General features: G+C 70.7%; 11 protein-coding genes and 1 pseudogene. 7 read left to right on the plus strand and 5 right to left on the minus strand.

The annotated features are described in order from the left end of the window. Positions 1-507 precede the first annotated feature (507 nt). The 5 genes from argC to P8T65_RS38855 are packed head-to-tail and all read left to right on the plus strand — an operon-like array spanning position 508 to position 5,386. Positions 508-1,536 (plus strand): N-acetyl-gamma-glutamyl-phosphate reductase, encoded by a 1,029-nt coding sequence (gene argC, locus P8T65_RS38835; protein WP_316730039.1) that lies wholly within the window; start codon positions 508-510, stop codon positions 1,534-1,536. Further along, entirely contained in the window at positions 1,533-2,711 is a 1,179-nt protein-coding gene (gene argJ / locus P8T65_RS38840; RefSeq protein ID WP_316730041.1) for a bifunctional glutamate N-acetyltransferase/amino-acid acetyltransferase ArgJ, read from the plus strand. The genes argC and argJ overlap by 4 nt, the downstream gene beginning before the upstream one ends. Then, a complete protein-coding gene (gene argB, locus P8T65_RS38845) occupies positions 2,708-3,622 on the plus strand; it encodes an acetylglutamate kinase (RefSeq protein WP_316730042.1) in 915 nt (304 codons plus the stop codon). Before argJ ends, argB begins: the two co-directional genes overlap by 4 nt. Next, the gene (locus P8T65_RS38850) at positions 3,619-4,836 is read left to right on the plus strand and encodes an acetylornithine transaminase (protein ID WP_184896241.1); all 1,218 of its coding nucleotides are present in this window, start codon (positions 3,619-3,621) and stop codon (positions 4,834-4,836) included. Before argB ends, P8T65_RS38850 begins: the two co-directional genes overlap by 4 nt. 7 nt (positions 4,837-4,843) lie before the next feature. Further along, positions 4,844-5,386, plus strand: a complete 543-nt coding sequence (locus tag P8T65_RS38855) for an arginine repressor (protein WP_184896243.1) — start codon at positions 4,844-4,846, stop codon at positions 5,384-5,386. Between the two features lie 287 nt (positions 5,387-5,673). Here P8T65_RS38855 and P8T65_RS38860 read toward each other — a convergent pair whose 3' ends face one another. The 5 genes and pseudogenes from P8T65_RS38860 to P8T65_RS38880 form a co-directional block, all read right to left on the minus strand. Continuing rightward, complete coding sequence (locus P8T65_RS38860) at positions 5,674-6,468, minus strand: FAD:protein FMN transferase (protein ID WP_316730044.1); 795 nt, start codon at positions 6,466-6,468, stop codon at positions 5,674-5,676. A 4-nt stretch (positions 6,469-6,472) separates the two neighbouring features. Then, a complete protein-coding gene (locus tag P8T65_RS38865; RefSeq protein WP_316730045.1) occupies positions 6,473-7,561 on the minus strand; it encodes an FMN-binding protein in 1,089 nt (362 codons plus the stop codon). Positions 7,562-7,717: 156 nt separating this feature from the next. Continuing rightward, positions 7,718-9,055, minus strand: a complete 1,338-nt coding sequence (locus tag P8T65_RS38870) for a ferredoxin reductase family protein (RefSeq protein ID WP_316731864.1) — start codon at positions 9,053-9,055, stop codon at positions 7,718-7,720. A 168-nt stretch (positions 9,056-9,223) separates the two neighbouring features. Then, positions 9,224-9,811, minus strand: coding sequence for a pyridoxamine 5'-phosphate oxidase family protein (locus P8T65_RS38875; protein ID WP_316730046.1), 588 nt, complete (start codon positions 9,809-9,811; stop codon positions 9,224-9,226). A 700-nt stretch (positions 9,812-10,511) separates the two neighbouring features. Next, positions 10,512-11,351, minus strand: a pseudogene (locus P8T65_RS38880) (hypothetical protein); the annotation flags it as partial. A 203-nt stretch (positions 11,352-11,554) separates the two neighbouring features. Here P8T65_RS38880 and argH point away from each other — a divergent pair. Continuing rightward, entirely contained in the window at positions 11,555-12,985 is a 1,431-nt protein-coding gene (argH, locus tag P8T65_RS38885; RefSeq protein WP_316730047.1) for an argininosuccinate lyase, read from the plus strand. 334 nt (positions 12,986-13,319) lie between these two features. Next, positions 13,320-14,291, plus strand: a complete 972-nt coding sequence (locus tag P8T65_RS38890; RefSeq protein ID WP_316730048.1) for an aldo/keto reductase — start codon at positions 13,320-13,322, stop codon at positions 14,289-14,291. The last annotated feature ends 5 nt before the right edge of the window (positions 14,292-14,296 follow it).

Here is a 14,296-nt window from a genome sequence, read left to right on the forward strand (position 1 = left end):
CAACTATCAGCAGAGACGAGAAGTGCTCCGAGAATGGATCTTCAGCCCAGAAGCCTGGGACACCCTCGTCAGGGGACTTCCTCCCCACAACGGATGGCCAGCAGCTGTCGATGACCGGAAACGTCAAGCCGCATCGATCTTTGTCTGGACTGAAGCCACTCGGGGCGAGCACCGCTTTGCTCCACGCCCGCTCGAAGCGGAGCAACCCGAGCACATCCGACAGGAGTGGGCGAGCCGTCGCAATACGACATGGTTCCAGCTCACCCGAGTCGATGCGCGCGGGCACTACGCTGACCTGCGAAAAGCACTCACTGAGCACGCCCGGCAACTCGCCCGAGACGTCGACGCCGGAAGGCCCCTCGCCAACTGAGACGCTCAGCCCCGCCAAGTCAGGCACTCATCCGCCAGATCGGCTGCTCAGTCTCACCGACCCTCGCGCGCGGCGGAGACAAGATTGCATAAAAGTGCAGCGATACGTATAGTCATGCCATCCAAGAGGAGGGTTCCATGGCGGTACGCGTGGCGGTGGCGGGAGCGAGTGGTTATGCGGGCGGCGAAGTGCTGCGCCTGCTGCTCGCCCACCCCGAGGTCGAGATCGGTGCACTGACCGGCAACTCCAACGCCGGCCAGCGCCTGGGCGCGCTCCAGCCGCACCTGCTGCCGCTGGCCGACCGGGTGCTCCAGGAGACCACCGCCGAGGTGCTGACGGGCCACGACGTGGTCTTCCTCGCGCTTCCGCACGGGCAGTCCGCGGCCGTGGCCGAGCAGCTCGGCCCGGAGGTGCTCGTGGTCGACATGGGCGCCGACTTCCGGCTGAAGGACGCGTCCGACTGGGAGAAGTTCTACGGCTCGCCCCACGCCGGCACCTGGCCCTACGGCCTCCCCGAACTACCGGGTGCCCGCGCCGCGCTGGAGGGTTCCAAGCGCATCGCGGTACCCGGTTGCTACCCCACGGCCGTCACCCTGGCCCTGTTCCCGGCCTACGCGGCGGGCCTCGCCGAGAACGAGGCCGTGATCGTCGCCGCCTCCGGCACCTCCGGCGCGGGCAAGGCGCCCAAGGCGCATCTGCTGGGCAGCGAGGTCATGGGGTCGATGACCCCCTACGGCGTCGGCGGCGGCCACCGGCACACACCCGAGGTGATGCAGAACCTCGGCGGTGTCGCGGGCGAGCCGGTCATCGTGTCCTTCACACCGACCCTCGCACCGATGCCGCGCGGCATCCTCGCCACGTGCAGCGCCAAGGCGAGGCCCGGCGTCACCGCCGAGTCCGTGCGCGCCGCGTACGAGAAGGCCTTCGCCGACGAGCCGTTCGTCCACCTGCTCCCCGAAGGGCAGTGGCCCGCCACGGCGTCCGTCTACGGTTCCAACGCCGTATCGGTGCAGGTCGCGTACGACGAGGCCGCGGGCAGGATCATCGCGATCAGCGCCATCGACAACCTCACCAAGGGCACCGCCGGTGGCGCCCTCCAGAGCATGAACATCGCCCTCGGACTCCACGAGACGACGGGGCTTTCCACGATCGGAGTCGCACCGTGAGCGTGACGGCAGCCAAGGGGTTCACGGCGGCGGGCATCGCCGCCGGGATCAAGGAGAACGGCAACCCGGACCTGGCCCTCGTGGTCAACAACGGGCCCCGCCTCGCCGCCGCGGGCGTCTTCACCTCCAACCGTGTGAAGGCCGCGCCGGTGCTCTGGTCCGAGCAGGTGCTGAAGGGCGGCGAGGTCTCCGCGGTCGTCCTCAACTCCGGTGGCGCCAACGCCTGCACGGGTCCGAAGGGCTTCCAGGACACGCACGCGACCGCCGAGAAGGTGGCCGACTCCCTCAACTCGGCGGGGCTCGACGACCTGGGCGGTCACGCGCCCGGGATGATCGCGGTCTGCTCCACCGGCCTCATCGGCGTCCTCCTGCCCATGGACAAGCTGAAGCGGGGCGTCGACAAGGCCGTCGCCCAGCTCAGCCCGCACGGCGGCGAGAAGGCCGCCATCGCCATCAAGACCACCGACACCGTGCACAAGACGTCCGTCGTCACCAAGGACGGCTGGACCGTCGGCGGCATGGCCAAGGGCGCGGGCATGCTCGCCCCCGGCCTCGCCACCATGCTCGTCGTGCTCACCACCGACGCGGACCTGGAGAGCGACGTCCTCGACAGGGCCCTGCGCGCAGCCACGCGGACGACCTTCGACCGGGTCGACTCCGACGGCTGCATGTCCACCAACGACACCGTCCTCCTGCTCGCCTCCGGCGCCGCCGAAGTCACTCCGGAATACGCGGAGTTCGCCGAAGCCGTACGCCAGGTCTGCGACGACCTCGGCCAGCAGCTCATCCGGGACGCCGAGGGCGCCAGCAAGGACATCAAGGTCGAGATCGTGAACGCGGCGACCGAGGACGACGCCGTCGAGGTGGGCCGCTCCATCGCCCGCAACAACCTCCTCAAGTGCGCCATCCACGGCGAGGACCCCAACTGGGGCCGTGTCCTGTCCGCCATCGGCACCACGTCCGCCGCCTTCGAGCCGGACCACCTCAACGTCGCCATCAACGGCGTCTGGGTCTGCAAGAACGGCGGAGTCGGCGAGGACCGCGACAACGTCGACATGCGCTACCGCGAGGTGCACATCGTCGCCGACCTCGCCGCCGGGTCCGAGACGGCCACGATCTGGACCAACGACCTCACCGCCGACTACGTCCACGAGAACAGCGCGTACTCCTCATGAGCAACACACCCGCGCGGAAGCACACCGCCCTTCCCAAGGCCCAGATCCTCATCGAGGCGCTGCCCTGGCTGGTCCGGCACAACGGCAAGACCGTCGTCATCAAGTTCGGCGGCAACGCCATGATCGACGAAGATCTGAAAGCCGCGTTCGCCCAGGACGTCGTCTTCCTGCACCACGCCGGCCTCAAGCCGGTCGTCGTGCACGGCGGCGGCCCGCAGATCAGCGCCGCCCTCGACCGGCACGGCATCGTCAGCGAGTTCAGGGCCGGCCTGCGCGTCACCACCGAGGACGCCATGGACGTCGTACGCATGGTGCTCGCCGGACAGGTGCAGCGCGAGCTGGTCGGACTGCTCAATCAGCACGGGCCGCTCGCCGTCGGACTGACCGGCGAGGACGCGCACACCATCACCGCCACGAAGCACCAGCCCGAGATCGACGGCGAACTGGTCGACATCGGACGGGTGGGCGAGATCACCTCGATCGACACGGGCGCGATCGAGGCACTCCTCGCCGACGGCCGCATCCCGGTCGTCTCCTCGATCGCCCGTAGCCAGGACGACGGACATGTCTACAACGTCAATGCTGATACGGCGGCTGCGGCACTCGCTGCTGCGCTGGGCGCCGAGACCCTCATGGTCCTCACCGACGTCGAGGGCCTCTACGAGGACTGGCCCAACAGCGACGAGGTGATCAGCCGCCTCACCGCTTCCCAACTGGAGAAGCTGCTGCCGGAGTTGTCCTCCGGCATGGTGCCGAAGATGCAGGGCTGCCTGCACGCCGTCCGGGGCGGCGTCCGGACCGCGCGCGTCATCGACGGCCGGGTCCAGCACTCGATCCTGCTGGAGATCTTCACCGACGAGGGCATCGGCACGATGGTCGTGCCGGATGCGGAAGAGGGGGACGCCGAATGACCGCCAACGAGGAGCTGGCCCAGCGGTGGCGGGGCTCGCTGATGAACAACTACGGCACCCCGAAGCTCTCCCTGGTCCGCGGCGCGGGCACCCGGGTGTGGGACGCCGACGGCAAGGAGTACGTCGACTACGTCGGCGGTATCGCGGTCAACGCGCTCGGCCACGCCCACCCGGCGATCGTCGAGGCGGTCAGCACCCAGATCGCCTCCCTCGGCCATGTCTCCAACCTGTTCGTCGCCGAGCCGCCCGTCGCCCTCGCCGAACGGCTCCTGGAGCACTTCGGCCGCGACGGCAAGGTCTTCTTCTGCAACTCGGGCGCCGAGGCCAACGAGGGCGCGTTCAAGATCGGCCGGCTGACCGGGCGGACCCACATGGTCGCCACCGAGGGCGGCTTCCACGGCCGGACCATGGGTGCCCTCGCCCTCACCGGCCAGCCCGGCAAGCAGACCGGCTTCCACCCGCTGCCCGGTGACGTCACCCACGTCCCCTACGGCGACGCGCAGGCCCTCGCCGCGGCCGTGACCGAGGAGACCGCGCTCGTCATCATCGAACCCGTCCAGGGTGAGAAGGGCGTCGTCGTCCCGCCGCCCGGCTATCTGAAGGCCGCGCGAGCCATCACGGCCGCCACCGGCTCGCTGCTGGTCCTCGACGAGGTGCAGACCGGCGTCGGCCGGACCGGACACTGGTTCGAGTACCAGGCCCACGAGGGCGTCCTGCCGGACGTCGTCACCCTCGCCAAGGGCCTCGGCGGCGGACTGCCGCTGGGCGCGACCGTGGCCTTCGGGCGGGCCGCCGAGCTGCTCCAGCCCGGCCAGCACGGGACCACCTTCGGCGGCAACCCGGTCGCCTGCGCCGCCGGCCTCGCCGTCCTGGAGACCATTCGGGCGGAAGGGCTGCTGGAGAACGTCAAGCGGCAGAGCGAGAAGCTGCGCGACGGGATCGAGTCCCTCGGCGACCCGATGATCGACCATGTCCGTGGCGCGGGCCTCCTGCTGGGTATCGTGCTCACCGAGCCCCTCGCGCCCCTGGCGCAACAGGCCGCTCAGGACGCCGGTTTCCTGGTGAACGCGCCCGCCCCCGATGTCGTACGGCTGATGCCCGCGCTCAACATCGGTGACGCCGAGGTGGACGCCCTCCTCCAGGCCCTGCCCGGCATCCTCGACGCGGCGCGGGCGGCACACGAAGCCAGTGGGGACGGACGAGCCGGAGAATGAGACGACGATGAGCCAGGCGCAGGAGCACGACCAGGCGGGGCCCGCGGTGCCGCAGACCCGTACCGCCCGCCACCGGCGGATCGTCGACATCCTCAACCGGCAACCCGTGCGGTCGCAGAGCCAGTTGGCGAAGCTGCTGTCCGACGACGGGCTGAGCGTCACACAGGCGACGCTCAGCCGGGATCTGGACGAGCTGAACGCGGTGAAGATCCGCAACACCGACGGCGACCTCATCTACGCGGTGCCGAGCGAGGGGGGGTTCCGTACGCCTCGGGCTCCGCTGGGGGAGTCGGCGAAGGAGGAGCGGATGCGGCGGCTCTCCGCGGAGCTGCTGATCTCCGCCGAGGCCTCCGCGAACCTGGTCGTGCTCCGCACGCCGCCGGGTGCGGCCCAGTTCCTGGCCTCGGCCATCGACCAGGCCGAACTGCACGACATCCTGGGCACGATCGCGGGCGACGACACGTTGCTGCTGATCAGCCGGGATCCGGTGGGGGGCCAGGCCCTGGCCGACCATTTGCTGCGGCTCGCTCAGAATGGGAACGGCCACTGAGGGGGTGGGTTTCGCGGGGACACCGACCGCGGGTCCGTCGTGGCCGGTCGCGCAGTTCCCCGCGCCCCTGAAAGACGGGCTGCGGCCGCTTTCCCTGAAAGGGGCTGCGCCCGCCCTTCAACCTGCCGTCGTTGCTGCGGGCAGTCGTGCCGCTGGGGCGATGGGGGCACCTCCAGCTCGAGCGAAGCCGAGAGTGGGGGAGGGTGGGCGCAGGCGGCACCCTGTCAGCGCCGGTGAGCGCCCCCACCCCGGCTCAGCCCCAGTACGCAGCGAAGTACAGCCGCCGCTCAGCCGAGTCGCGCTGCCAACCCACTCGTGCAGCGGACCTCATCCCCTGCCGTGATCAGCAGCGCTTCCGCGTCCTCCAGCGACTCCAGCCACGCCAGGCCCTCCCTGGAGCCCATCGCGAACGCCGCCGTGGCCCAGCAGTCCGCCCAGGTGAGACTGGGGGCCACGACCGTCACCGAGACCAGGTCGGTCACGGCGGACTTGCCCGTGCGGGGGTCGACGATATGCGCGCCCCGCTCCGCCGTACCGGACGTGGCGACGGCCAGGCGATCCGCGCCGGCGGCCGTGACGACCGCGGCCAGCCCCCCGGGCCGGAGGGGATCGGCGACGCCCACGCGCCACGGCCGGTCCGGTCCGGGGACACCGCACAGCTGCACGTCGCCGCCCCCGTTCACGCTCACCCCGACCGCCCCGGCCTCGACCAGCCGCAGCGCGGCCCGCTCGGTGGCCCACCCCTTCACGAGGCCGGTCGGATCGAAACGGCCCTCGTACGTCGCACTGAACCAGCCGTCGCTCACCCGCTCGGCCTCGGCGCACAGGTGGAGCACCTCGGCGACCTCGGCGTCGCACTCCTCGATCGTCACCTCGCCCCGGGCGAGCCGGGAGATCTGGCTGTGCTCGCGATAGGTGCTGAACACCTCGTCGACGGCGTGGAGTCCGGCCACCGCTTCCGCGAGCGCGGCCCGGACCGCCGTGGGCTCGCCTCCTCGGACGTCGAAGGAGAAGACAGTGCCCATGACCTCCTCGGCGTGGCGCAGCGGGGAGGGCGCGGGGGCCCCGGCGGGTTCGGCCATCGGATCAGCCGGCCTGGTCCAGTGCGGACTGGAGGGACTGCTTGTAGCCACCGCTGGTGTACGTGGCGCCTGAGACAGCATCGATGTCAGCGCTCCCTGCCGAGACGGCGTTCTGGTTGAGCTCGGGGATGGCGGTGCCGCTGATCTGGGTCGAACGGCCGCCGCTGGGCTGCTGCAGCGCCTCAGCGCTTGTGATCTTGCCGTCGGTGACCGTGACACGGACCTGGACCGGGCCGTAGTCCGTCTGGATCGTGGAACCGGTGAGCACCTGGGTGCCCGTCGCCTGCCCGGCCCCGGAGCCCCCGCCGTCCTCGGCGCCGCCACCCGCGTCCGCGGAGCCGCCCGCCTCGACCTCGGACCCGGAGCCCTGCGCGTTGCCGGCCTGGTCCAGTGCGGACTGGAGGGACTCCTTGTAGCCGGCGCTGGTGTAGGTCGCGCCCGAGACCGCGTCGATGTCGGCGCTACCGGCCGCCACGGCCGCCTGGTTGAGCTTCGGCACCGAGTCGCCGGTGATCTGGGTGGAGCGGCCGCCGCTCGGGGCCTGGATCGCCTCGGCGCCTGTGATCTTCCCACCGCTGACCGTGATCCGGACCTGCACCGGCCCGTAGTCGGTCTGCACGGTGGTCCCCGTGAGCACCTGGGCGCCCGGGTCCTGCGCGTTGCCGGCCTGGTCCAGTGCGGACTGGAGGGACTCCTTGTAGCCGGCGCTGGTGTAGGTCGCACCCGAGACCGCGTCGATCTCGGCGCTGCCCGCGGCCACGGCCGCCTGGTTGAGCTTCGGGATCGCGTCGGAGCTGATCTGCGTGGAGCGGCCGCCGCTGGGCTGCTGCACCGTCTCGGCATTGGTGATCTTGCCGCCGTTGACGGTGATCCGGACCTGCACCGGCCCGTAGTCGGTCTGGACGGCGGTGCCCGTGAGGGTCTGCGCGCCGGCCGCCACCCCGCCCTGTGCCGAAGGAGCGCCCCCTGCCGCTCCCGCCTGGACCGAACCGGCCGGGTCGGAGGCCGGCTTCAGCGACAGCAGCAGCACGATGCCGGACACGGTGGCGGCGGTGGCGAGCAGGGTCCGCCGGATGGGGTGGCTCTTCTTCATCGCTCCTTCAGCTCCTGAAGTGTGAAGTCTCGCGGGGGAGACCCGTCGGGCGAACCCGCGGGAAACCATGGCCAGAAGTCGGGGTGGGGCAGGTGGTGGCGACCGGCGGCTGGAACGGTCGGTCGGATGGGGATACGCGGCGAGCGGCCCCGCCGCTCACATCTCGAACGACTCGTGGTGGATACGCCGGGTAGGAACACCCGCGCCGCGCAGGGCCTCGTAGACGCCCTGGGCGAAACCGGGCGGCCCGCACAGGAACACGTCGTGGCTCTCGATGTCCGGGATCTTGCGGCGCAGCGAGTCAGGGGAGATGTCAGGGCGCTCGCCGTCGGGGCTGTTCACCGCGTACATCAGCCGGGCGCCGCGCTCCTCGGCGATCAGCGCCAGCTCGTCCCACAGGGCCAGGTCCTGGGTGGTGTTGGCCCGGTAGAGCAGGGTCAGGTCACCGGCCGCGCCGGGCAGTGTCTCGAACAGGGCCCGCATCGGCGTGATGCCCACACCGCCGGCCACCAGCAGCACCTTGCCCCGGCTGCGCTTGCCGGCCGTCAGCGCCCCGTACGGGCCCTCGGCCCACACCCGGGTGCCGGGCTCCAGGTCGCGCAGGGCCGAGCTGTGGTCGCCGATCGCCTTGACCGTGATCCGCAGCATGTTGGGACGGGGCGCCGCCGACAGCGAGTACGGGTGGGAGCTGAACCGCATGCCGGGGGCGAGGAACCGCCAGCGGAAGAACTGCCCGGCCTCCGCGCCCATCCGGTGCAGCTTGCGCCCGCTCATCAGCACGGAGACGATGCCGGGCGACTCCTCGATGACCGCCTCGACCCGCAGCCGGTGCCGCATGTTGAGCCGGATCGGCGTGATGATCCGGTACCACAGCACCAGCGCGGTCACCGACCCGTACAGCGCGTACCAACCGGTCTTCGCGGCGGGTGTGACGGCGAACTCGTTGCCGGTGGAGATCTGGTGCCAGAACGTCAGGAACGTGGCCGCGTAGGTCAGCAGGTGCGTGTGGTACCAGAAGTCGTACGGGATCCGCTTGCGCACCGGGCCGATCGACACCAGCCCGATGAGCACCAGCAGACCGGTGCCGATGGCGGCCTTGCCCATGTCGGGCAGCTGGTTGATGGAATCGATGGTCTGCTGCAGGATCGCGGTGTGGGTGAGACCGGCCTGCAGCGCGTACCCGTACATCGTCAGGACGACGTGCGCGACGACCAGGCAGAGCGTGTAGCGGCCGGTCATCGCGTGCCAGCGGGCGACCCGGTCGGAGCCCACCCGGCGTTCCAGCGCGGGCACCCGGGCCATCTGGAGCACCACCAGGGCCATCATGTAGCCGCCGAGCAGACCGGTGATCCGCCCGGCGTTGACCATCTTGCTGCCCTGGTCCGCGATGGAGGGCGTGTTGTCCCACCACAGCCACACCACCGCGGCCACGCCCGCATAGAAAACGATCAGCAGCGGGACGGCGGGGGAGCGGCGAGGTCGGATGCGGCGCATCGTCTGGCGGCGCGCGGCGCGACCTCCGGCGATCGTGGACACGGTTCCTCCGTGGTGGGCTGGACCCTTGGCCCACACGTACGTGCAGCGAGTGCCGTGTGTTCAACCGTGTGAACAACTGCCTCGCGGAACGATCGCCACCGGAGGGCGCGCCCGCCTCCCCTGCCGTCAGACGGCGGACGGCGGCAGCGGCAGGGGCAGCCCCGGCAGGCCGTCCATGCTGGTCGCGATGTGTTCCTTGGAGCCGAAGTAGGCACTGAGCGACTCGTCGTCCTCGCGGGCGAAGCGCCGCCCGTGCAGGTCGCGTTCGTCCTCGTACGCCATGAACGGCACCGCGTAGCCGCAGCTGTCGCGTATGTGCTCGGCGCGGACCACGATGATCGCGCGCAGACCGTGCGGGGTCGGGTCGATGTCGGGGAAGCGGGCGAGGAGCTCGGCGAAGCGTGGGTCGTCGCGGAAGACGGCCTCGCCCGTGCCGTGCACACGCACGATGCTGGGCGGGCCCTGGAAGGCGCACCACATCAAGGTGATCCGGCCGTTCTCGCGCAGGTGCGCGATCGTCTCCGCGTGGGAGCCGGCGAAGTCCAGGTAGGCGACGGTCCGTTCGTCGAGGATGACGAACGAGCCCTTCAGGCCCTTGGGGGAGAGATTGATCGTGCCGTCGGCGGACAGGGGCGCCGTGGCGGTGAAGAACAGCGGCTGTGCCTCGATGAACGTCCGCAGACGGCCGTCGATGCGCTCATAGGTCTTTCCCATGTCTAACGATTATCGACGGAAAAGTTTTGCCTGTCTAATGAATTGGGGCCTGGAACACGGATTCCGGGTGGGCCTCCCAAGGAGATCCACCCGGAACCAGGGTCTTCCGTGTCCGCCCCGGCCGGCGCGCGGGGCGGACACGGCCCCTGTCGCCCACGAGGGGCGCAGGAGGTCACTCGCCGAGTGAGGGGGCCGTCGCGGACGGCTCATCGCGACCGGCCCCTCGGCTCGGACCCCCTCGTGCGACCGGCGGAGCTCCGGCCCGCCGACGCGGCGGACCGCCCGCTCGTCCGGACTACTGGTTGAGCTGGCAGGGTGCGAGCGCCTCCAGGCCCTCCGGCTTGGCGGCGGCGCGGCCGATGGCGGTCTCGATGCGGTTGAGCGTCGCGATGCGCTTGTCCTCGAGCGGGCCGAGGATGGCGTTGTTGACGAAGTTCGGGCCGCCCTGGCCGACGGTGTCGATGAGGCGCTGGTTGGCTTCCTGGATCTGGGTGTCGAGGAGGGCGAGGTTGCGGTCGACCTCGGCCTGTGCGGAGGCGGGGATGGCCGGGAGTTCGCCCTCGACCTCGGGGCAGGTGATGGTGCCGGCGGCACCCGCGTTGCCCGTGTCCTCGCCTGCGCCCGCCTCGGCACCCGCACCGGCCTCGGCTCCGGCTTCCTCGCCCGCACCGGCCTCCTCACCGGCGCCTGCGGCACCGCCCTGGTTCAGCTGGCAGGGTGCGAGCGCCTCCAGGCCCTCGGGCTTGGCGGCGGCGCGGCCGATGGCGGTCTCGATGCGGTTCAGTGTGGCGATGCGCTTGTCCTCGAGCGGGCCGAGGATGGCGTTGTTGACGAAGTTCGGGCCGCCCTGGCCGACGGTGTCGATGAGGCGCTGGTTGGCTTCCTGGATCTGGGTGTCGAGGAGGGCGAGGTTGCGGTCGACCTCGGCCTGTGCGGAGGCGGGGATGGCCGGGAGTTCGCCCTCGACCTCGGGGCAGGTGATGGTGCCGGCGGCACCCGCGTTGCCCGTGTCCTCGCCTGCGCCCGCCTCGGCACCCGCACCGGCCTCGGCTCCGGCTTCCTCGCCCGCACCGGCCTCCTCACCGGCGCCTGCGGCACCGCCCTGGTTCAGCTGGCAGGGTGCGAGCGCCTCCAGGCCCTCGGGCTTGGCGGCGGCGCGGCCGATGGCGGTCTCGATGCGGTTGAGCGTGGCGATGCGCTTGTCCTCGAGCGGGCCGAGGATGGCGTTGTTGACGAAGTTCGGGCCGCCCTGGCCGACGGTGTCGATGAGGCGCTGGTTGGCTTCCTGGATCTGGGTGTCGAGGAGGGCGAGGTTGCGGTCGACCTCGGCCTGCGCGGAGGCGGGGATCGCCGGGAGGCTGCCTGCGACGGCCGGGCAGGTGATGGTGCCGGGCGAGGCGTTCCCCGCGGCGTCCTCGTTGTTGGCACCCTCGCCGGCGAGGGCGGAACCCGCGATGACCGCTCCGGAGAGCACGACCGCGGTGGCGCCGCCGATGATCCCTACGCGACGCTTGTTGTACTTCGGAAGAGCCCTGGACATGCGGATGCCTCACTCGGGTCGGGTGTGTTCGGTGTTTACGAACGCGGCGCCTGCGTCCGGTGTGAGTTACGTGAAAGCGGTTTCGTTTGTTCAAAGGTTTCTCGGCGTCTCTTGGACTTCTCTCAGATTGACGATTCATGCAGAGTTCTGCATACTCATGCATGGCAGTGAACGTAGTAAGCGGAGATCTAGGAGCAACGCGAGTGAGCAGCAACAGCGGTGACGTACGGCTCTGGGGCGCCCGTTTCGCCGACGGACCCGCCGAGGCCCTGGCGAAGCTGTCCGCCTCCGTCCACTTCGACTGGCGGCTGGCCCCGTACGACATCGCGGGCTCCCGCGCCCACGCGCGCGTGCTGCACAAGGCGGGCCTGCTCACCGAGGACGAGCTGTCCCGGATGATCGCCGGCCTGGACCAGCTCGAAGCGGACGTGGTGTCGGGCGACTTCGTCGGCACTGTCGCCGACGAGGACGTGCACACCGCCCTGGAGCGCGGTCTCCTGGAGCGCCTCGGCCCGGACCTGGGCGGCAAGCTGCGCGCCGGACGCTCCCGGAACGACCAGGTCGCGACCCTCTTCCGGATGTACCTGCGGGACCACGCCCGCACGATCGGCGGTCTGATCGCCGACCTCCAGGACGCCCTGATCGGCCTGGCGGAGGCCCACCCGGACGTGGCCATGCCCGGCCGTACCCACCTCCAGCACGCCCAGCCGGTCCTCTTCGCCCACCACGTCCTCGCGCACGTCCAGTCGCTCTCCCGGGACGCCGAGCGGCTGCGGCAGTGGGACGAGCGCACGGCGGTCTCCCCGTACGGCTCGGGCGCCCTCGCGGGAAGCAGCCTCGGCCTGGACCCCGAGGCGGTCGCCAAGGACCTGGGCTTCGAGCACGGCAGCTCCGCGAACTCCATCGACGGCACCGCGTCCCGCGACTTCGTCGCCGAGTTCGCCTTCATCACCGCGATGATCGGCGTGAACCTCTCCCGGATCGCCGAGGAAGTCATCATCTGGAACACGAAGGAGTTCTCCTTCGTGACCCTCCACGACGCGTTCTCGACGGGCTCGTCGATCATGCCGCAGAAGAAGAACCCGGACATCGCGGAGCTGGCCCGGGGCAAGTCCGGCCGCCTGATCGGCAACCTGACGGGCCTCATGGCCACGCTCAAGGCGCTGCCCCTCGCCTACAACCGCGACCTCCAGGAGGACAAGGAGCCGGTCTTCGACTCGATCGACCAGCTGGAGGTCCTGCTGCCCGCCTTCACCGGCATGATGGCCACCCTCACCGTCCACCGTGAGCGCATGGAGGAGCTGGCCCCGGCCGGCTTCTCCCTGGCCACCGACGTCGCCGAGTGGCTCGTCAAGCAGGGCGTTCCCTTCCGGGTCGCCCACGAGGTCGCCGGTGAGTGCGTCAAGGCCGCCGAGGCCGAGAACAAGGAACTGAACGACCTGACGGACGACCAGTTCGCCAAGATCTCCGCCCACCTCACTCCCGAGGTCCGTACCGTCCTGAACGTCCCGGGCGCCCTGGCCTCCCGCAACGGCCGCGGAGGCACGGCCCCGAGCGCGGTGGCGATCCAACTGGCGGACATCAAGCAGAACGTGACGGCCCAGCACGCGTGGGCAACCGCGAAGAAGGGCTGAGACGACGCGCCCCGTAAGGGCCGCCGGGGAGTGTTGGGCTGAGGAGGAGCGCCCCGTAAGGGGCGCGAGGAACTGCGCGAGAACCCCCACCGAACCCGCACCCATCCACTAACCCACTCACCCCCTCACCCCGAGCGGAGCGCGATGGGGGGGCGAAGGGGCGCAGCCCCTGGGTGGGGGCACCTCCCGCTCGAGCGAAGCCAAGAGTGGGGGAGGGACGGGTAGGGGCGGCGGGGGCGAAAAACCACCGAAAGCCCCCGCACCGCACCACGAAGGTCATCACGGGTTACGTTTGCTCAGGAACCGCATGGAGCCGACCCGAACGGAGCCCGCGATGCCCTTCGCCCGACTGGCCGCAGCCACCACCCCCACCTGCCACATCGGTTTCGGCCTCGCCGCAGTCGCCCGCCCCGGCTACATCAACCTCGGCCGCGACGCCGACCTCGGAGAGACCCGCACCGTCGAGGCCCTCCGCACCCGCACCCACGAACTTCTCGACGCCGCCTACGCCCAGGGCGTCCGCTACTTCGACGCGGCCCGCTCCTACGGCCTCTCCGAGAAGTTCCTCGCGGACTGGCTCCGCACCCGCCCGGGCCTCGACGACGTGGTCATCGGCAGCAAGTGGGGCTACACCTACACCGCCGACTGGACCACCGACGCCGAGAAGCACGAGGTCAAGGACCACACCCTCGCGACGTACGAGCGCCAGCGCGCCGAGACCGCCGCCCTGCTCGGCGACCGCCTCGACCTCTACCAGATCCACTCGGTGACCCCGGACAGCCCGGCCCTCACCGACAAGGAGCTTCACGCCAAACTGGCGGAGGCCGCCGCCGAGGGCGTCACCATCGGCTTCTCCACCAGCGGCCCGGCACAGGCGGACGCCATCCGCTCCGCCCTCACCGTGACCGTCGACGGCGAACCCCTCTTCCGTACCGTCCAGTCGACGTACAACGCGCTGGAGACCTCCGCCGCCCCCGCCCTCGCCGAGGCGCACGATGCCGGTCTGACCGTGATCGTCAAGGAGGGCATGGCCAACGGCCGACTGGCCGGTCCGCACGCCCCGGACGCCCTCAAGGCCGTCGCCGAGCGGACGGGCCTCGGCTGCGACGCGGTCGCCCTGGCGGTGGTCCTGCGGCAGCCGTGGGCCGGAGTCGTCCTCTCCGGCGCCGCCACCACCAACCAGCTCGCCTCCAATCTCCACGCGGCGGTAGTCGACCTCGACGACGACCAGCTGACCCGCCTCACGGACCTCGCCGAGGACCCGCGGACGTACTGGGAGAAGCGCGGCAGCCTCCCCTGGCACTGACCACG

Source organism: Streptomyces sp. 11x1, assembly GCF_032598905.1.
GTDB lineage: Bacteria > Actinomycetota > Actinomycetes > Streptomycetales > Streptomycetaceae > Streptomyces.